The organism is Flavobacterium sp. (assembly GCF_965277525.1).
Taxonomy (GTDB): domain Bacteria; phylum Bacteroidota; class Bacteroidia; order Flavobacteriales; family Flavobacteriaceae; genus Flavobacterium.
The window spans coordinates 23,897-42,286 of record NZ_CBDIDC010000006.1 but is presented as its reverse complement, the minus strand read 5'-3'; the positions used below and the strand labels follow the sequence as shown (position 1 = coordinate 42,286).

The 18,390-nt window shown below is 33.1% G+C and carries 19 protein-coding genes; 5 read left to right on the top strand and 14 right to left on the bottom strand.

Features of this window, described 5'->3' with window-relative positions:
* Window positions 1–12: 12 nt before the first annotated feature.
* From ACQY44_RS15475 to lipA, 3 genes are all read right to left on the bottom strand, one after another.
* Window positions 13–2,184, bottom strand: a complete 2,172-nt coding sequence (locus tag ACQY44_RS15475; RefSeq protein WP_428231237.1) for an ATP-binding protein — start codon at window positions 2,182–2,184, stop codon at window positions 13–15.
* A 26-nt stretch (window positions 2,185–2,210) separates the two neighbouring features.
* A complete protein-coding gene (gene gap / locus ACQY44_RS15470) occupies window positions 2,211–3,209 on the bottom strand; it encodes a type I glyceraldehyde-3-phosphate dehydrogenase (protein ID WP_428231236.1) in 999 nt (332 codons plus the stop codon).
* A gap of 95 nt (window positions 3,210–3,304) precedes the next feature.
* Entirely contained in the window at window positions 3,305–4,171 is an 867-nt protein-coding gene (gene lipA / locus ACQY44_RS15465; RefSeq protein ID WP_271337422.1) for a lipoyl synthase, read from the bottom strand.
* Between the two features lie 328 nt (window positions 4,172–4,499).
* Between lipA and ACQY44_RS15460 the strand changes: the two genes are divergently transcribed.
* Entirely contained in the window at window positions 4,500–5,381 is an 882-nt protein-coding gene (locus tag ACQY44_RS15460; RefSeq protein WP_428231235.1) for a M48 family metalloprotease, read from the top strand.
* A gap of 67 nt (window positions 5,382–5,448) precedes the next feature.
* Here the strand turns inward: ACQY44_RS15460 and ACQY44_RS15455 are convergent, their stop codons facing one another.
* The 7 genes from ACQY44_RS15455 to murB form a co-directional block, all read right to left on the bottom strand.
* A complete protein-coding gene (locus ACQY44_RS15455; RefSeq protein WP_428231234.1) occupies window positions 5,449–5,829 on the bottom strand; it encodes a PH domain-containing protein in 381 nt (126 codons plus the stop codon).
* 247 nt (window positions 5,830–6,076) lie between these two features.
* A complete protein-coding gene (locus ACQY44_RS15450; RefSeq protein ID WP_428231233.1) occupies window positions 6,077–6,907 on the bottom strand; it encodes an energy transducer TonB in 831 nt (276 codons plus the stop codon).
* A 156-nt stretch (window positions 6,908–7,063) separates the two neighbouring features.
* The gene (locus ACQY44_RS15445) at window positions 7,064–7,615 is read right to left on the bottom strand and encodes an RNA polymerase sigma factor (RefSeq protein ID WP_428231232.1); all 552 of its coding nucleotides are present in this window, start codon (window positions 7,613–7,615) and stop codon (window positions 7,064–7,066) included.
* Window positions 7,606–8,712, bottom strand: coding sequence for a glycosyltransferase (locus ACQY44_RS15440; RefSeq protein ID WP_428231231.1), 1,107 nt, complete (start codon window positions 8,710–8,712; stop codon window positions 7,606–7,608). Before ACQY44_RS15440 ends, ACQY44_RS15445 begins: the two co-directional genes overlap by 10 nt.
* An 83-nt stretch (window positions 8,713–8,795) precedes the next feature.
* Window positions 8,796–9,410: an FMN-binding negative transcriptional regulator gene (locus ACQY44_RS15435; RefSeq protein ID WP_428231230.1), complete on the bottom strand. Its 615-nt coding sequence runs from the start codon at window positions 9,408–9,410 to the stop codon at window positions 8,796–8,798.
* A 2-nt stretch (window positions 9,411–9,412) separates the two neighbouring features.
* Window positions 9,413–9,880 (bottom strand): GNAT family N-acetyltransferase, encoded by a 468-nt coding sequence (locus ACQY44_RS15430; RefSeq protein ID WP_428231229.1) that lies wholly within the window; start codon window positions 9,878–9,880, stop codon window positions 9,413–9,415.
* Window positions 9,881–10,025: 145 nt separating this feature from the next.
* Window positions 10,026–11,039: a UDP-N-acetylmuramate dehydrogenase gene (gene murB / locus ACQY44_RS15425; RefSeq protein WP_428231228.1), complete on the bottom strand. Its 1,014-nt coding sequence runs from the start codon at window positions 11,037–11,039 to the stop codon at window positions 10,026–10,028.
* A 397-nt stretch (window positions 11,040–11,436) separates the two neighbouring features.
* On the opposite strand from murB, the gene ACQY44_RS15420 reads away from it, so the two are divergent.
* Window positions 11,437–12,144: a hypothetical protein gene (locus ACQY44_RS15420; RefSeq protein WP_428231227.1), complete on the top strand. Its 708-nt coding sequence runs from the start codon at window positions 11,437–11,439 to the stop codon at window positions 12,142–12,144.
* 115 nt (window positions 12,145–12,259) lie between these two features.
* Here the strand turns inward: ACQY44_RS15420 and ACQY44_RS15415 are convergent, their stop codons facing one another.
* The 4 genes from ACQY44_RS15415 to recF all read right to left on the bottom strand — a co-directional run bounded on the left by ACQY44_RS15415 (window position 12,260) and on the right by recF (window position 16,043).
* On the bottom strand, window positions 12,260–13,315 hold the full coding sequence (locus tag ACQY44_RS15415; protein WP_428231226.1) for a glycosyltransferase: 1,056 nt from the start codon (window positions 13,313–13,315) through the stop codon (window positions 12,260–12,262).
* Window positions 13,316–13,396: 81 nt separating this feature from the next.
* Window positions 13,397–14,074 (bottom strand): DUF2461 domain-containing protein, encoded by a 678-nt coding sequence (locus ACQY44_RS15410; protein ID WP_428231225.1) that lies wholly within the window; start codon window positions 14,072–14,074, stop codon window positions 13,397–13,399.
* Between the two features lie 10 nt (window positions 14,075–14,084).
* The gene (locus ACQY44_RS15405) at window positions 14,085–14,783 is read right to left on the bottom strand and encodes a thioredoxin domain-containing protein (protein WP_428231224.1); all 699 of its coding nucleotides are present in this window, start codon (window positions 14,781–14,783) and stop codon (window positions 14,085–14,087) included.
* A 177-nt stretch (window positions 14,784–14,960) separates the two neighbouring features.
* Window positions 14,961–16,043: a DNA replication/repair protein RecF gene (recF, locus tag ACQY44_RS15400; RefSeq protein ID WP_428231223.1), complete on the bottom strand. Its 1,083-nt coding sequence runs from the start codon at window positions 16,041–16,043 to the stop codon at window positions 14,961–14,963.
* A 404-nt stretch (window positions 16,044–16,447) separates the two neighbouring features.
* Between recF and ACQY44_RS15395 the strand changes: the two genes are divergently transcribed.
* The 3 genes from ACQY44_RS15395 to ACQY44_RS15385 all read left to right on the top strand — a co-directional run bounded on the left by ACQY44_RS15395 (window position 16,448) and on the right by ACQY44_RS15385 (window position 18,264).
* Window positions 16,448–17,233: a tetratricopeptide repeat protein gene (locus tag ACQY44_RS15395; RefSeq protein ID WP_428231222.1), complete on the top strand. Its 786-nt coding sequence runs from the start codon at window positions 16,448–16,450 to the stop codon at window positions 17,231–17,233.
* A gap of 75 nt (window positions 17,234–17,308) precedes the next feature.
* Window positions 17,309–17,881: a 6,7-dimethyl-8-ribityllumazine synthase gene (gene ribH / locus ACQY44_RS15390; RefSeq protein ID WP_428231221.1), complete on the top strand. Its 573-nt coding sequence runs from the start codon at window positions 17,309–17,311 to the stop codon at window positions 17,879–17,881.
* 5 nt (window positions 17,882–17,886) lie between these two features.
* Window positions 17,887–18,264, top strand: coding sequence for a hypothetical protein (locus ACQY44_RS15385; RefSeq protein ID WP_428231220.1), 378 nt, complete (start codon window positions 17,887–17,889; stop codon window positions 18,262–18,264).
* The last annotated feature ends 126 nt before the right edge of the window (window positions 18,265–18,390 follow it).

The following is an 18,390-nucleotide window of genomic DNA, read 5'->3' as shown; positions in this document are numbered from 1 at the left end:
AACTTTAAAAATCTATTCGAAATACTTTGCAATTGTACTGTAAAACTCATCCGGAATAAATGGTTTGGTAATAACATCATTCATTCCAAAAGATAAAAGCATGTCCTTGTTTTCGTCAAGCGAAATGGCTGTTAATGCTATAATCGGAGTCGTTTTGTCAAATTCCCTGATTAGTTTTGTGGCAGTTGTTCCGTTGATACCGGGCAAATGAACATCCATTAAGATCATGTCAAAGCGTTTTATTTTTAAAAGTTCGACAGCATCTTCACCGTTATCAATGATTTCACAGGTAATTGCTTTGTTTTCAAGCATTTTTCGAGTGATCATTTGATTAATTTTATTGTCTTCAATTAATAAAATCGATTTGTTTTTCAATTGATTGTCGTTATATGGTTTTTTTTCTTCCACAACTTCAAGGGGTACTTTGTTAATTTTAAAATCTAACTTAAAGGTAAAAGTAGAACCTTTACCAACTTCACTTTTTAATTTTATTTCTCCGCCTAAAAGTTCTATCAATTTTTTTACAATTGTAAGTCCCAGGCCAGTTCCGCCATATTTTCTATTTACTTCTATAGATGCTTGTGAGAAGCTTTCAAATACCGTTTGTAATTTGTCTTCAGGTATTCCAATTCCCGTATCTACAATTTCGAAATAAACAGTAGCATTTTCTTCGGCTATAGTGTATAATTTTGCAATTACGTTTACATTTCCGTTTTGTGTAAACTTTAAGGCATTGTTGATTAAATTCAGAATAATTTGGGATATTTTCGTGGGATCTCCAATTAAGTTATCCGGAATCGATTCATCTATTTCAAGGTTGAAATAATTTTTATTGGCTGTAGCTAATTCTTTTAGTGAGCTTTGAATGTTGAATAAAAGTTCTTTGAGGTTAAAGCTAATGTTTTCTATTTCGACTTTAGTCGAATCAATTTTGTTGATTTCGAGAATTTCGTTGATGAAAGTAGTGAGGTAGTTTCCTGAGAATTTTAAAGATTCTAAATATTTTAATTGCGTTTTTTTAGGATTATCTTCAAGTAATAAATGTGTAATTCCGTTAATAGCGTTTAAAGGGGTCCGAAGCTCATGACTTACGGTCGATAAAAACTCTGATCTGGCTTTTGATGCTTTTTCGGCTTTATTTTTGGCGAGGATAAGTTCCTTGTTTTTTTCTCTTAAAAGTAAATTATTTTGATTCCGAATAATGTTGTTTTTATATAAGGCTAAACTTAAAAGAGATAAAATCGAAATAAGCGCAATCGCCAAAATACTGACTAATTTTGAATAACGATAAGTTTTTAACTGAATTTTCTCTTCGCTTTCCCGTTTAATGGTATTGTTTAAGGATTGATTTTTTTTGAATTTTGCAAATTCATTAAGATCTAATTTAGCATTCTTTAATTTTAAGATATAGTTTTCGATCTGGTAATGTTCATCTAAATAAGAGTAGGCGAGATCAAATTTTTTATTTTCTTTATAATATTGACTTATTGCTAAAATAATTTTTGACTTTTGTTTCAGATCATTACTCTTTTCACTGTATTCTAAAGCATTGTTGAAATAAATAATAGAAGAATCATTTCGTTTGAGTTGTGTTTCAATTAAGCCCAGTTGATAATACGAATTTGTTTTGGTCTTTAATATCGAAGGGTTATCCGGTTTCTTTGTGATTTCACGAAAAGTTTTGGCTGCTAGCGGTAAATTGTTATTTGTTTTTAAAGCGATAGCTTTTTGATAACTAAGAACTTCAGCCTGATCAACGATATTTAATTTCTTTATGAGATCCTCTGCTTTTTTATAATAAATCTCTGCAGTTTTATAATCTCCTTTTACTGTATTGGTCACGCCAATATAATGCAAGGCTAAAACGTTGGTACATGTAGCTTTTAGGGTACTAAACAAGGAAACACTTTTATGGAAGTTTTTTAGTGCCTCCTCATAATTTTTTTGGTTATAATTGATTTTACCAAGTTTGAAGGTTTGGTTGGCTAAGCCCTCAGTTTTATGGTTGGCTTCACAAAAGGCGATTGATTTTTTAGTATAAAAAACAGCCCGATCGTATTTTTTATTGTTGAGATTGTTTTTTACTAACTTGTTGTAATAGAAAATACTATCCGTATTCTTTTTGGTTTGAGAATACAAAAATGAATTAAAAAAACAAAAAAGAATAAAAAGGTGGTATTTCATGTATTGCAATGCTTTTACAATGAATCTTATGTTTTTCTTATAAGCAAAATCAAATCGATTAATCGTGATGAATAGCCAATTTCGTTATCGTACCAACCCACAACTTTGACCATTTTGTCAATAACGGAAGTTAATTGTGCATCAAACAAACACGAATGTGTATTGCCAATTACATCAACAGAAACAATCGGATCTTCTGTATAATCTAATATTCCTTTTAAATTTGTTTTTGAGGCTTCTTCAAATGCTTTGTTTATTTCTTCAATTGTAACAGCACGTTTTACATTAAACGTGATATCTGTCAATGAACCATCGGGAACAGGGACACGAATTCCACAACCACCAATTTTTTCATGCAATTTAGGGAAAATTTTCGTTAATGCCTTAGCTGCACCTGTTGTTGTTGGAACAATCGACTGGCTTGCGCCTCTGGCACGGCGTAAGTCCTTATGTGGCTGGTCGTGAAGACTTTGATCTGTAGTGTAGGAATGTATTGTTGTGATGTATGCTTGCTCAATTCCGCACAATTCATCGATGATTTTTATCATCGGAGCAGCATTATTTGTAGTACAACTTGCATTGGAGACGATGTTTTCGCTTCCATCCAGTATATTTTCATTAACGCCTAAAACTACCGTTTTGATAGTGTCAACTTCTGATGGAGCCGAAAGGATCACTTTTTTTGCTCCGGCTTCAAGATGTGCATTCAGTTCTTCGTGCGTTTTATATTTTCCTGTTGATTCGATAACGAAATCAATATTATGGCTTTTCCAGTCTAATTTTGAAATACTTTTTTCATGAAAAAACAAATAATGTTGCTCATTTACAATTATTCCTTTTTCGTCATGACGAACAATAAAGGGTAAAACACCATGAATACTGTCGTATTTTATCAAATGTGCCATGGTTTTGTTATCGGCGATGTCGTTGATGGCAACGACTTCAATGTCAGGATGGTTTAAAAGTAAACGGAATAAATTTCTACCAATTCTTCCGAAACCGTTAATAGCAATTCTTGTTTTCAAGTGCTTTGTTTATTTGTTTAAATCGTTTAGCCGTTTAATCGTTTAGCCGTGTATTAACAGTTAAACGATTAAACAATTAAAACGAATAACCTTTTTTATAAAATATGTTTTTGTGCTTTGTAGGAAGAACGAACTAAAGGTCCGCTTTCGACATGGCGGAAACCTAATTCAAGACCAAATTTTTCGTATATAGCAAATTGATCCGGTGTTATGAATTCTTTTACAGGCAAATGCTTTTTACTTGGCTGCAGGTATTGACCAATAGTAACAACATCAACATTTGCATTGCGCAAATCTGTCATCGTCTGAAAAACTTCTTCTTCTGTTTCTCCAAGACCCAACATAATTCCGGATTTGGTTCTGTTGATTCCTTTTTCTTTCAGGTAACGTAAAACTTCTAAACTACGATCGTATTTTGCCTGAATACGTACTTCACGAGTTAAACGACGAACCGTTTCTACGTTATGAGATACTACTTCAGGATTAGCTTCTATAATTCGGTCTAAATTTCTTTCTATTCCTTGAAAATCAGGAATTAAGGTTTCGAGAGTGGTGTTTGGGTTCATTCTGCGAATTGCCTTTACAGTTTCAATCCAGATAATAGAACCACCGTCTTTCAAATCATCTCTGTCAACACTTGTAATTACAGCATGTTTAATATTCATGATTTTTATAGAACGGGCAACTTTTTCAGGTTCGTCCCAATCTACCGTTTCGGGTCTGCCAGTTTTTACACCGCAAAATCCGCATGAACGGGTACAAACGTTTCCTAAAATCATAAAAGTAGCTGTTCCTTCGCCCCAACATTCGCCCATATTTGGGCAACTTCCTGAAGTACAAATGGTATTTAAGCTGTATTTATCTACTAAACCACGAAGTTCAGTATATTTTTGTCCAATTGGAAGTTTAACTTTTAACCATTTAGGTTTTCCGGTTGGTATATTTTCAATGACTGTTTCCATATATCAAAATTCAAAGTACAAAGATAAGGAATGTAGTTTATTTGGAGATTCCTTTAAGATTTAATTTGGTATAGATCTTTTCAGGGTTGGTAAAAACTATTTTGATGATAATTTTACGAGCTTGTTAAATTATTGTTTTTAAATCATTATGCCGAATTAAAAGCTTGTTTTTTATTGGTTTATTTGAATAAGTTTGATAATTATGATAGCAGGCTGATTTTTACTCGTTTAATATTTATATCTTTATTTGTTATAAAATGAATTTAATTGAAATAGGAATACACAAAGATTGTAATACATTTGTTGTTAAATTGTAATAATATAAAACATGAAAAAGAAATTTATTGTATTAGGAGTTTTGTTTGCCACTTTTGGTTTTACTAAGATGAATGCGCAGATTAATTTTGGTGATAAAGCCATTGGGGCTGTCCAAAAAGGAGTAACTGGTTTTACTTTTAGTAATGCTGATGCAGCTGCATTATCTAAAGCTGCAGTAGATAAAATGGATGCTGAACATGAAGTTGCGGCTGCTACAGATCCGTATGCTATACGATTAAACAGGGTATTTGGAAAATATACTGCCGGTGATGGATATACTTTAAACTATAAAGTTTATAAGTTGAAAGAAGTAAATGCCTTTGCTACTGCTGACGGAAGTGTTCGTGTATATTCAGGATTAATGGATATTATGGATGATAATGAATTGCTGGCTGTAATTGGTCATGAAATTGGTCACGTTGCGAATAATGACTCAAGAGATGCGATAAAAGCGGCTTATAAGAAAGAAGCTTTAATGGATGCGGCAGCCTCTCAATCTACAAAAATTGCTGCGGTTACCGATAGTCAATTAGGTAAAATAGGAAGTTCTATTATTGATAGTAAATTTAGCCGTAAGCAAGAAGCTGAGGCAGATTTATATTCTTATAATTTCCTGAAAAAGAACGGTTATAATGTAAATGCCGAAGAATCTGCTTTTAGAATTTTAGCTAAGATGAGTGAAGGAACCGAAGCTTCTTTTATTGATCAGATGATGAGTTCGCATCCTGACTCCAAACAAAGAGCTGAAGATGCTAAAAAAAGAGCTGAAAAGGATGGTTTGTATAAGCCTTATGTTCAGGAGAAAATTGTAAATACTTTACCGGTGGCTACAAAAACTACGACAACCAAGAAAGCGACAACTACGAAAAAAACAACTACTAAAAAGAAATAGTAATTTGTGACAGAAAAATAAAACCCGACAGTTCATAGAAAATTGTCGGGTTTTTTTATGTTGAAAATTAACCTAAAACGTGAAAAGCAAGTACTTTTTGTACATCGTACACATTTACAGATTTATTAAATTGTTTTACAATACTTGGTTGTAATTCGCTGGCAACCCAAATTTTTAATTCGGCATCAAGATCAAAAGTTCCTGCAGTTTCTACACTAAAACGAGTAATGCTTTTGTATGCAATTGATTTGTATTCTGTTTTGCTTCCTGTTATTCCTTGTACATCCACTAAGATTAATCTTTTATTCGTAAAGATAAAAGTATCACGAATTAATTTAAAGCCCATTTCAACTTGTTCATTGTCAGTTAAAAGTTGTCCGTATTTTTTAAGTAAATCTTCCTGACTAACAGAACCAGCGTTGCCAAGAATAGCCGAAAATATTCCCATTTTTTAGTTTTTAATTTTAATAGATTTGATTTTCCTTTTAAGGTGCCGTAAAAGTAATTAAAATAAAAAATAATATTGATTTTCTCACCATTAAGAGATCAGGAAATATTAAGATTTCTTTACTGAAAGATAAATCCCGCAAAGTTTAAAACTTAAAAAAGGGAGTTTCGCATCTTTGGGACTTTGCGCGAAATTAAAATAAAAGACATAAAAAAAGCAGAACCTAAATTCTGCTTTTTTATTTTTATTATTCAACTTCCGTTTTTATTGTTATTGGAAGGTTATACGCAGTTCGAACTGCTTTCCCGTTCAATACTCCCGGAATCCATTTTGTTTTTAGTGATTTTAAAACTCTGATCGCTTCTTTTCCAATTCCGTAACCCGGGTCATTTTTTACCATTATATCAGTAATAGAACCGTCTCTTTCGATTACGAACGAAACATATACTTTTAGTGTTTTTTCAGCATCTATTTCTGGTCTGTTGAAATTGTTTCCTACATAAGTATAGAATTTAGCCATTCCTCCCGGAAATTCAGGCAATTTGTCTAATATTGCTGTATTCACAGGGTCGTTAATGTTACCGGTTGATGGAGCAGGTTCTCCGCCACCTCCGCCAGTTGATGGTAATACATTAGTAGATGTACCGGTTCCGGAGTTGGTGTTGTCAACAACGGGAGCATTGTCAGTATTTGGTGCAATAAAATCCGGAGTTGCCTGCGCTACTGGTGCTACCACCGGATGTGATAGTTGAGTTCCAATTGATGGTGCTGCCGGTGCACTTTGTTGCGGCGGTGCAACTGCTTCATGTGTTTTTGGAACAACAGGCTGCATCTCATATGGTGTTACGACTATTGGTCCAGGATCTGCTGGTAGTGTTTCTACAGGATCTGCAATCCTAAATTTGTTGATTAACATCGATACACTTCCCAAAGCGGCTAATAATAGCAAACCCATAAAAAGAGCTGAGAGGGTAGTTTTTGAATTCTCCTGGCGTAATTGGTATGCGCCGTACTCTTTGTTTTTGTTTTCGAAAACAAGGTTGGTCCAGCTTGTTTCGTAGATACTTGATTTAGACATAGTTTATGGATTTTAAGGTTAAGTAACGTTAAATCATAAGCAGTAAGGTTTTGGGTTTAGCTAACAACGGGATTGTTGTAGTTTTTAGTGTGTGGATAATTTAGTTTTTTAAGAATAAAATGAATAATATCTTATCCTTTGTTTAAAGATAATGAATTATCTGTTACGCTCGATAATTTCAGCTAATAATTTTTTAGCACGAAGTAACTTTACTTTTACATTGCTCAGAGGTTCATCGATTTTAAGTGCGATTTCCTGATACGTCATTTCCTGAAAATAACGTAACTGAATTACTTCCTGATAATGGGGTTTCAATTCTTTGATGCATTGAAGTAAGCGCGAAAGGTTTTGCTCTTTAATTAAAGCATCTTCAGCTGAGGGGGTAGTGTCGGCAATGTTATATGCCTGTTGGTCTTCGGTATCAGTGATCTCTATAAAAAGATTGGTTTTCTTTTTGCGCAATAAATCAATGTATACATTTTTTGCAATAGCAATTAGCCAGGTATTGAATTGGAATTCGGGATTATAGCTGGCAATTTTGTCAAACGCTTTCGAGAAGGTTTCAATAGTGATATCTTCGGCAGTAGTTTCATTTTCAGTACGCTTTAACATAAAGCCATACACTTCATTCCAAAAATAATCTAATAAAAAAGTAAAGGCGATTTGATCGCCCTTTTTTGCTTTTTCTATTTTAGAATTTATTTCCAATATACAGGTTTTGAAAAGATATTAGTTATAAAGATATTAATTTGTGTGAATATAAGCATGATTTCTACAACCGGAAACCAAACTTTTAGATCATTTTCTTTTAATTTACCGGCAGAAAATCCAATTACTGTCCATGCGACTGTATAACGTGTTGCTAAAATAGCCAAAACCGCAATCCATTGAAATTGGAAAGCTAATAAGATAATAACTAATATGAAGAAAAATAATTGTGAAATAAAGAAGAGGGCCAACTGCATTTTGTCAAAAAATTTATAGTATTCTGCAGTAGAAACATGTCTTCTCTTTTGTACAAACCATTCTTTATAAGTTTCTTTTGGTTTAGAGTAAGTAAAGCTCTCCGGTGTATAAGAAATAGTTGTATTGTTTTTGTTTGCTGCCTGATTGATAAATAAATCATCGTCTCCTGAACGAATCTGTATATGTCCGATAAAACCATTTACATTAAAAAACTCTTCCTTTTTATAGGCTAAATTTCGTCCAACTCCCATATATGGAAGTCCTAGTTTTGCCCAGGAAAAATATTGTACAGCAGTTAAAACAGTTTCAAAACGAATGATTTTATTCAATAAAGATCGTTCTATCTTTTCGTAGCCGCCATATCCTAAAACGATTGTTTTGTTCATGGTGAATCTCGAGGTCATTGCGGTAATCCAATCTTTTGAAGTCGGGTAGCAATCTGCATCCGTAAATAGTAAATAATCTTTTTTTGCTGCTTTGATTCCTAATGTCAAAGCGTATTTTTTATTACCCCAAAAAGCTTCGTTATTTTTTACCTTTACCAGACGAATGTTAGGATATTGTTGTTCAAATTCTTCAAAAACTTCTAATGTTTCGTCGCTTGAAGCATCATCAATTAAAACAATTTCAAAATCAGGGTAATCTTGTTCTGCTAATAGTGGAATATATTTTTTTACGTTTTCTTCTTCGTTTTTCGCACAGACGATTACTGAAACCGGAATTCTTTTTGGTGTAATATTCTGTGGTTTACCAAAAGCAAATTTTCCAAAAACACCCAAATAATAAGAAAGTTGTACGACAACAATAGCAATAAAAAAGTAAAAAATGAATGTAAGCATCTGATTTTAATGTCTTTTGATTTTTGAATCTTGCGAGTGCAAATGTACTTATGAATTCCTATATTTCAATGGCTAAAACCAATTTACTTTCGGCATTTTGACATTTCTTTTGCAACAGCAATAGCCTGAGGGTTTTCGGTTTTTTCTAATTCTGAAATTATGTTTTTGTAATTATGATCGTCCCGGTTTTGAGATAGTTTTTTGGTAGCCTGAATTTCGTCTATTTCAATTTCAAAGCCAAAAATACCTCTGGCTTCGCGCATTGTTTTTGTAGATAAATTTTCTACACGAACAGGATTCTCCGAATTGGCCTCGTACTTGTCGACTAATTTTTTAAGTTGCTCTATTGAAGTGGCTTCGTCAACAATTTTAATTCTTCCGTAAACATGTACGGCTATATAATTCCAGGTTGGTACGTTTTCGTGATCGTACCACGAAGACGAAATATAGCTGTGCGGACCTATAAATACTGCCAGGACCTGATCGTTTTCTGCAAAACCTTCTGCTTGCGGATTGAGTTTTGAAAGGTGGCCTTGCAAAATTTCTTTTCCGTCAGCATTCACTTCAAGTTCTATCGGAATATGTGTTGCGCATAATTTTCCGTGAGTTTGATTGATCAGAATGCCAAAACTGTTTTCTTTCAAAAATGTTTTTATGGATTCCGGATCTTCGTTTTTGTATAAGTCAGGGGTATACATTTTTATAAGTTTTGATTTAAAGATTTTCCCAGACAAATGGCTTCGGGTCGATCGGTATATTTTCCGTAATTAGGAATTACTTTATAATTTTGCTTTAGGTAAAACCGGACAGCGCTTTCATTTTTTACTCGTGTTTCTAAAACCAAATAGGTATAGCCAAGAGTTCGGGCTTTGTCTTCTAAAAATGCTAAAATTGTTTGTCCGATTTTCTTGCCGGGAAATTTAGCATACATTCGTTTTACTTCCCCGGTATTTTGATCCATTGGCCTGATTGCTCCACATCCCACAATTTCATTATCTATTTCGGCTACAACAAATACAAATTTTGAATTGTCGTTTTGCCAGTCCTGAAAAGAATTCTTTCCATCACTTCCAAAACGAAGATAAAGATTTTCCGATAATTCTTCAGTAATTGCCAAAACTTTTTCGTCATCTGGATTTACTGTTTTTATTGAAAGAATCTCTGTCATTTTATTTTAAAAATAATAATTGTTTCTCTTTTGTTACATCTACTGTCTTTAAGATTCGGGAGATATACTTTGGTGTTAAAAAGGACTTCGACTCCGCTCAGTCTGACAATATTGGTAATTAGTGAAATTCGTGGCGAGAAAAAATCTAAATAACATTCACTTCGGCTTCAATATGAATTCCGAACTTCTCGAAAACAGTTTTTTGTACCTCTCTCGAAACGGCTAAAATTTCCTGTCCGGTTGCGTTTCCGTAATTTACCAAAACCAAAGCCTGGTTTTTGTGTACTCCGGCATCACCAAAACGTTTTCCTTTAAAACCGGCTTGTTCTATTAGCCAGCCAGCCGGAACTTTTACTTCGGTTTCAGAAACTTCATAATATTTCATTTCAGGAAATTCTTGATGGATTTTCTCAAAATCAGATTTTAATAAAATGGGATTTTTAAAGAAACTGCCACTATTTCCTAATTCTTTAGGATCCGGTAATTTACTTTGCCTTATTGCAATGACAGCATTACTTACATCTTTTAATGTTGGAGTAATAATGTTGTTTTTAGCCAGTTCAGCTGTGATATCTCCGTATGAAATGTTAATTTTATGATTGCGTTTTGTGAGCTTATAAATTACAGATGTAATAATGTATTGATCTTTAACTTCATTTTTGAAAATGCTTTCTCTGTAACCAAAATTGCATTCTGGATTGGTAAAAGTTTTTATTTCCAGAGTTTCAATGTTCATGGCTTCGCAAGAAACAAAAGTGTCTTTTATTTCAGTTCCGTAAGCACCAATATTCTGAACAGGTGTTGTGCCAACATTTCCCGGAATCAATGACATATTCTCTAAGCCTCCAAAATTATTTTCGATGGTATAAAGAACGAAATCGTGCCAGGTTTCTCCAGCCTGACTTTCGACCCAGACAAAGTCGTCATCTTCCTTAATGATTTTTTTGCCTTTTAAATCAATATGAATGACCAAAGCCTCAATATCTTTGGTTAAAAGCATATTGCTTCCTCCACCTAAAATAAATTTTTTCTCGTTTTTGTATTGTTTCAAAATTGATTTTAATTCGTCTACTGAATGAACGGCAACAAATTGTTTGGCTTTGGCTTCGATACCAAAAGTATTGTAGTTTTTTAAAGAAAAATTGGATTGGATTTCCATAAATAAAAGGCTTTTATAATCTAAGGTCAAAAGTAAGGATTATAATTTATTTGAGTTGTTTTTCTATTGAATAAGAGAATATGATTTTTTTACCGCAAAGGTCGCTAAGATTTTTATCTATTCGAATGTTTAGAATAAAAAGCTCGCAAAGCTGGGTCAATATAAAGCTTTGCGCACTTTGCATTTTTATAAAACCAGAATTTGCGCACTTTACAATTAATTTTCATGCAAAGCTGTTAACTCATAAGTCTGAAAAATATGTTGATAACGCAAAACTGATAGAAAAAAAGTTATATGTTTATTTTTGTAAGTTTTTATTTTCTTTTAATGTTATGGAATTGAAATGTTTTTATAAGTTTGAATTTAATTTAAATGTGTAATTATTTTTAAATCAATCATGAGAAACAATGTTGTGTTATTATTTCTGAGTATATTCTTTTCAGTGTTTTCTAATGCTCAAACAAATATATACGGAACTTGGAAGATTGATGGGATAATCGGAGCTGGAGATTATAAAGAATACTCTTTAGTTGTACAAAAGAAGTTTTCGTTGGGGAGTAATTTAAGATTGAATTTAGATGGAACATTCGAGAGTAGTTATTTCGCTTCTTGCGGTAACGATTGTTTTACATCTTCTTCAGGGAGATTTATGTTGATTGATGAAGTACATATTCGTTTTGTTTTAGTCGATATCCGTTTTAGTGGTTTTTGTGGGGGCAATTTAAAATCGGAAACAGAATTAAATAGAGATTTGGGGATTTTTTATATTTATAAAGATTCAGATTCAGTTCGGTTAATTAAAAGCAATGGAGTTTTAGAAGATGATAAAAATAAAATTTTATATAATGAGTTAATGGATTCTTTTGATTGGAAATCGTATGATTTTGTGTGGAATAATACAAAAGGAAACGATCAGGAAGATATCATAAAAGATTGTATTGATAACAGGGAGCTGATTGATTTTTCTAATTGTAAAGTTGTCTTTTTAAAAAAAGAAAAATACGGTGATGTTATTCTTGTTCAGGAAAATAGTAACTTCCACTTTGTGATTTATGATGATTTTAAAAAGAAAGTTTCTTTGGCTTATCCTCGCGTTATCGAATAAAATTTTTTATCTCAAAAATTCGCAAAGTTAGCAATGCTTTATCAATACAACGCTTTGCGAACTTTGCCTTTTAAAAAGTTTGGGAGATAAAAATCTTGCGTTCCTTGCGGTTAAACTAAGCACGAGAATCCAATAACTCATGATACTTATCCGCAATAATTTTCATGTTAATGTTATAATTAGCATTCTCTTCGACAAATTTTCGGTTTTGAAGAATAGCATTGTTGCGGGATTCAGTATTTTCGAAAGACCAAATGAGCTCTTCGGCAAGCATTTCGATATTATCAATTGCTATTAACTGTCCGTTTTCACGATGCTTAATCCAGCTTTGATTTCCGGGGATATCAGAAACTAAGGGATAACAACTGCAAGCCATTGCTTCGAATAAGGAAGCAGAAACCCCTTCGGTAACAGGCATGCTGATATAAATATTCGATTGTTGTAATAATTTAGGAAGTTCCGTATTTGGGATTCTTCCAGTGAATAGTACTTTATTTTCAATGTGTAAATCTTTGGCCAGGTCTTTTAAGGCTTGTAGGCGAGTTCCATCACCAACGATGGTCAATGAAAAATCAATTTCTTGTTGATGTAGAATTGCAAAAGCTTTCAAAATAGAATCATGACGATATTCCGGTTGTAGAGAACGTGTTACAATTGCTTTTATTTTGTTTGAATTATTGGTCGAAGGAGAAAAAAGTGTCAAATCAATTCCTTTCGGGATAACCAAAACCTTACTCATATCAACGCCAATTGCTTTCATCGAAATGGTCATAACGGGACCCCAGGCATGAATTAGATCGGCTTTTTTGAAAGCGTGTTTCTGAATGATTTTTTTTAAAGGCAATAAAACAGAGCCTTCCGGCCATAAGTCCGTTCGGCCTTGTTGTGCAATGGCGATGGGATGCATTCCTGAAATCGCAGCCAGAAAACCATAACTGGTGGTTCTTTCTGCAATAATCATATCCGGTTTTTGCTGTCGGATTGTTTTACGAATAGAAACAGGAGAGAAGAGATATTCTAAAATACGTTTGAACCGGTTGAGTTTTGAGTTGTTTGGTGTTTGAAGTTCCCAGGTACAAATTTCAAAATCGCCAAATTCTTTCAGACCATTCATCCACGTAATAGCGTCAGCACGATACGATTCTCCCAGAAAAAGTATTTTTCTTTTCATTCATTGAAGTTTTTTGCCATGAATTTCCCAAATCAGCACAAATTAATTCGTGGAAATTCGGGAAATTCGTGGCTAACTTTTTTAAAATTCATCGGTGTCTAATGCACGATTGATGAATTCGTTTAAAGGTTTTAAAGTGATTAATTTTTTGCTCATTTTGGCAACGAAGTCTTTTTGGGTCACTTCAGAAATATCATATTTTTGAGTTGCCGTGAAACTTTTTAGTTTTAAAAATTCAATTGCAGGATGGTCTTTTTCGTAACCCCGTGGTGGGTTTTTAAGCGAATTGCTTTCATTAACATCTAAATTTCCGAATTCTTTTTTAAAGTTTTTGTCGGCAATAATAGCTTCCAGGTCATCGTGAAAAAAAGCAATTTCCTTACGGACTTTTTTCAAATCATCAGATTCAGGCGAATAAAATCCACCGGCAATAAAACTGGCGCCTTTTTCAATGTGTACATAATATCCCGAACGGTTCAGTCCTTTTGTTCCTCCTGACATCCAAACACCTAAATGTGCTTTATAGGGAGATTTGTCTTTAGAGAATCGAATGTCGCGATTGATCCTGAAGGTGCAATTTTTAACTTCCAATAACTCTAATGAGGGATCAAGAGGTTTCATTACGTCCAGAAAATCACTCACTAATTGCTGATAATCTTTTTTGAAAATTTCGTATCGCTTTTTGTTGTCCTGAAACCAGTCCCTATTGTTGTTTTTCTTTAAATCGTCTAAAAATTGCAATGATTCTTTCGTTAGCATATTCTGTGTATTATTGCAGTTGTTTTTTTAAGTCTTTTTCGCTGATAAAAGCTGTAGTCTTCCATTGCACCGCTTTGTTTTCATATAAAACGATAGTAGGAAGCTGGTCAATTTTCATTTGAGTGGCCAAGGTTTTGTTTTTGTCTACATCAATACGAATGATTACTACTTTGTCAGCCATGTCCTTTTGCATTTTTAAAAGAAACGGTTCCATTTGTTTGCATGGTCCGCACCATTCAGCATAAAAATCAATTAAAACTTTTTTATCGGTATGTAATAGGTCATTAAAATCGTTCATTGTCATTCCCACCTGAGATGATAAAGGTTTAGAGAACCCTTCTTCTTTCCAGTTCAAAAATCCACCTTCTAGTTCGTAAATGTTTGTGAATCCTAATTCATTCAGTTTTGCGGCTGCTTTTTTACTTCTTCCACCACTTAAACAATATACAAAAATGGGTTTTGATTTATCGTAAGATGCTGCTTTTGTTGCAAAATCATCACTGTTCCAGTTTACGTTTACGGCATTGTCAATGTGTTCTGATTCAAATTCGGCAGGAGTTCGAACGTCCAGAATTTGGGGGTTTTCGGTTGTTTTAATTTTTTCTGCAAATTCCTTTGGAGTAATCGACTTTACAGCATTAGTTTTTTTTTCGTTACAGGAAATTAATGTAATTGAAACGAGTAGTAATAATATTTTATAGAATTTCATAAGGTTGAATTTTAAAAATGGTATTGCTAATGTAATGATTTTTCAATTTATATGTTTGCGGCCAATTATACAAATTAGCACGAATCATTAAATGTTTTTTTATTCTCTTGACTTTTACGAAAATCGAAACTTTATCAAAATCCTGAAGGGTATACTGCTAAAATTAATAAAAAAAAACTACCCTAAATTGAAAATCTTATAACTCTGATGTGTCGATTTTACAATGGCTTCCGTTCGTTCCGGATGTGTATCCGAAATAAAAAGTTGTCCAAAAGTTTCGCTATTGACCATTTCGATGATTTTAGAAACACGGGTTTCATCTAGTTTGTCAAAAATATCGTCAAAAAGTAATAATGGTTTTACGCCACTTTGTTTTTTTAGAAATTCAAATTGAGCCAATTTCAGAGCAATCAGAAAAGATTTCTGCTGACCTTGGGATCCGAATTTTTTTATGGGATGTGAATCAATTTCAAATGATAAATCGTCTTTGTGGATTCCGACACTTGTGTAATGCAGCGCACGATCCTTATTGATGTTTTCCTGTAAAAGCGTCAATAAGTCTTTTTCGAACAAATGACTTTCGTAAACTAATTGTACCGTTTCTTCAGATCCTGTTATGGCTTGATGGTGTACCTTAAATATAGGTATAAATTGTTCCAGGAAATCTTTTCTCTTTTCAAAAATAGATTGTCCAAAACTATCTAATTGCTCATTATATATAGATAAGGTATCATTGTCGAACGTATGATTCAAAGCAAAATACTTGAGTAATGCATTTCTTTGCACAATTACCTTTTGATATTGAATAAGCTGATGTAAATAATTCGAGTCTAATTGCGAGATGACACTGTCCATGAATTTACGGCGTGTTTCACTTCCTTCTACAATTAAATCACGATCGGCGGGTGAAATAATAACTAACGGGATAAACCCAATATGATCTGAAAACTTATCGTATGCTTTTCCGTTTCTTTTTAAGATTTTCTTTTGTCCTTTCTTTAAACTGCAAACAATTTGTTCTGTTCTGCCGTTTTTTTCTAATTCGGCATCAATTACAAAAAACTCTTCTCCGTGTTTGATATTTTGTACGGCCAGCGGATTAAAATAACTTTTTCCGTAGGCTAAATGATAAATTGCATCGAGCACATTGGTTTTGCCAATTCCGTTTTTGCCAACAAAACAATTGATCTTGTGGTCAAAATCAAAACTGATTTCGGAGAAATTTTTATAATTGAATAAAGAAATTTTGTTTAAATACATTTTTGTTTGAAACTGTAATGATAAGAATTAACGTTCCCAAATTATGGCTTTTCCCTGCAGATCAGGTTTTTTTCTGCCACAGATAAAAGGATTAAAAAGGATTTTGTTCAGCAAATTTAATTTAATAAATTCTTAATCTGTGAGAATCTGTGAAATCTGTGGTTAAAAATTACCTTTCGGGAGATTTACAACTTAATAATGAGTAGAAAATAATCAAATACAAATTACCCGGAATGTCCAAATAATTAGGCTTTTGGCGGATTTCAAGATGATTTATTGCGCTGTTAAACAGAAAGAAGAAGCTGTTTAATCAATTATTTTTTTAAAATAGATATAAAATTGATTTTTTTTACGTTGGTTTCAATAAAAATTTTATTTTTGCCGTTCACTAAATTAAATTTTAAATGGCTACTTACAATAAAAGAGGATATAAAGCACCAAAGGAAAAGGAAGTTAAAGACGAAGTTGTAAATGAAGAACAACAAGTGATTCTTGACGGGAAAAACAGCAAAACAGCTGAGGTTTTTTCTAAACTAGATGAAACTGCGTCAAAAACGGAGGATTGGGTTGCTAAAAATCAAAAAATCATTATTGGTTTAGTTGCCGGTATTGCAGTTGCTACTATTGGATATTTGGCGTACCAAAAATTCATTGAGGCTCCTAAGCAGGAAGAAGCTGCAACAGAAATGTTTGTTGCTCAACAAAACTTTCAAAAAGCAACAGATGGTGTAGCAAGCGATTCATTATACAAATTGGCATTGAATGGTTCTGAAGGTAAATTTGGATTTGTAAAAATTGCTGATGAATATTCCGGAACCGATGCTGGAAATTTAGCGAACTATTATGCTGGTATGGCATATTTAAATACAGGTAAATTTGATGATGCTATCAAGTACTTAGGTAATTTTAAATCTGATGATTTGATTTTAAGTGCTTTGGCAAAAGGAGCAATTGGAGATGCTTATTCTCAAAAAAACCAACAAAAAGAAGCTTTAGATTATTATGTAAAAGCATCTGAAACGAATAAAAACGATTTTACAACACCTCGTTTCTTGTTAAAAGCTGGTAAAACGGCTTTGGCTTTAGGTCAAAAAGAAGATGCTTTGAAATATTTAACAAATATTAAAGAGAACTACGATACAACTCCGGAAGCAGCTTCTGTTGATGTATTGATTGGATTAGCGCAATAATATTACAGCAGAGCTTAGATTTTAGATTTAAGATTTGTATTTTAGCAATCTGAAATTAAATCTTAAATATAAAAGATGGCTACCGAAAATAAAAATTTATCAGAATACGATAAAAACACGATCCCAAATGCGAAAGACTTTCGATTTGGGATTGTTGTTTCTGAGTGGAATGAAACTATAACTGAAGGGCTTTACAATGGTGCTTTTGATGCCTTAATTGATAATGAAGTGCCTTCTCAGCAAATAATTCGCTGGAATGTTCCGGGGAGTTTTGAGTTGATTTATGGTGCGAAAAAAATGTTGCAAACGCAAAATGTAGATGCAGTAATTGTTATAGGATGTGTCATTCAGGGGCAAACCAAACATTTTGATTTTGTATGTGAAGGCGTAACGCAGGGAATAAAAGACTTGAATGTTCAAACTGATATTCCTGTTATTTTTTGTGTCTTGACGGATAATAATATGCAACAGTCAATTGATCGAAGTGGAGGGATTCACGGAAATAAAGGTACTGAAGCTGCGATTGCGGCTATAAAAATGGCCTATATTCGTCAGCAGGCTTCAATGTCACACCCGTTTCATCAGCCTTTGTTGTCTTCCGGTGCGATTCAAATAGAAGAGACTCCAATAAAAATTGATAAAGAGTAAGGAGTATGAGTGATCTTTTCAGTAAAACAAGATTTTTTTGGGCTATTTCCCGAATTTTTTTCTCAATTCTTGTTTGCTGGGATTCCTTTACTACGCTGAAAAACCACCCGGAATCTTCTAATTTATGGGTTAACGGACTTATTTTTGCTTATACTATATGTTTAGTGATCATTGCTGTTAATGAGTTCAGAAAGAAAGATACTAATGAACTTTTTTTGTTGTTGGTCGGTGTGGGCTCGATGATTTTTGCTGTTTTGCTGGTTCCTCTTACGATCGGAAGTTTAAAGTCAGGATTTGGCATATTGCTTTGTTTTGTTTTTATCTGGATGGTTTTTGTTGGTCTTAAAGATATAATGGGAAATCACTTTTATGTCAAAGATTAATATATTCAGGTTTGATAAAATGTCGGTTTTAAGGCAATTCAGATCGTAGAATTATAAAAAAAGAGCACTAAAGAATAACAATATATTTCTTCTAAAATATTAAAAACCTGTACTGTGTAAAATAGT

Coding starts and splice junctions, on each gene's coding strand:
- ACQY44_RS15475 (WP_428231237.1), bottom strand. CDS start 2,184: ATGAAATACCACCTTTTTATTCTTTTTTGTTTTTTTAATTCATTTTTG.
- lipA (WP_271337422.1), bottom strand. CDS start 4,171: ATGGAAACAGTCATTGAAAATATACCAACCGGAAAACCTAAATGGTTA.
- ACQY44_RS15460 (WP_428231235.1), top strand. CDS start 4,500: ATGAAAAAGAAATTTATTGTATTAGGAGTTTTGTTTGCCACTTTTGGT.
- ACQY44_RS15455 (WP_428231234.1), bottom strand. CDS start 5,829: ATGGGAATATTTTCGGCTATTCTTGGCAACGCTGGTTCTGTTAGTCAG.
- ACQY44_RS15450 (WP_428231233.1), bottom strand. CDS start 6,907: ATGTCTAAATCAAGTATCTACGAAACAAGCTGGACCAACCTTGTTTTC.
- ACQY44_RS15440 (WP_428231231.1), bottom strand. CDS start 8,712: ATGCTTACATTCATTTTTTACTTTTTTATTGCTATTGTTGTCGTACAA.
- ACQY44_RS15435 (WP_428231230.1), bottom strand. CDS start 9,410: ATGTATACCCCTGACTTATACAAAAACGAAGATCCGGAATCCATAAAA.
- ACQY44_RS15430 (WP_428231229.1), bottom strand. CDS start 9,880: ATGACAGAGATTCTTTCAATAAAAACAGTAAATCCAGATGACGAAAAA.
- murB (WP_428231228.1), bottom strand. CDS start 11,039: ATGGAAATCCAATCCAATTTTTCTTTAAAAAACTACAATACTTTTGGT.
- ACQY44_RS15420 (WP_428231227.1), top strand. CDS start 11,437: ATGAGAAACAATGTTGTGTTATTATTTCTGAGTATATTCTTTTCAGTG.
- ACQY44_RS15415 (WP_428231226.1), bottom strand. CDS start 13,315: ATGAAAAGAAAAATACTTTTTCTGGGAGAATCGTATCGTGCTGACGCT.
- ACQY44_RS15410 (WP_428231225.1), bottom strand. CDS start 14,074: ATGCTAACGAAAGAATCATTGCAATTTTTAGACGATTTAAAGAAAAAC.
- ACQY44_RS15405 (WP_428231224.1), bottom strand. CDS start 14,783: ATGAAATTCTATAAAATATTATTACTACTCGTTTCAATTACATTAATT.
- recF (WP_428231223.1), bottom strand. CDS start 16,043: ATGTATTTAAACAAAATTTCTTTATTCAATTATAAAAATTTCTCCGAA.
- ACQY44_RS15395 (WP_428231222.1), top strand. CDS start 16,448: ATGGCTACTTACAATAAAAGAGGATATAAAGCACCAAAGGAAAAGGAA.
- ribH (WP_428231221.1), top strand. CDS start 17,309: ATGGCTACCGAAAATAAAAATTTATCAGAATACGATAAAAACACGATC.
- ACQY44_RS15385 (WP_428231220.1), top strand. CDS start 17,887: ATGAGTGATCTTTTCAGTAAAACAAGATTTTTTTGGGCTATTTCCCGA.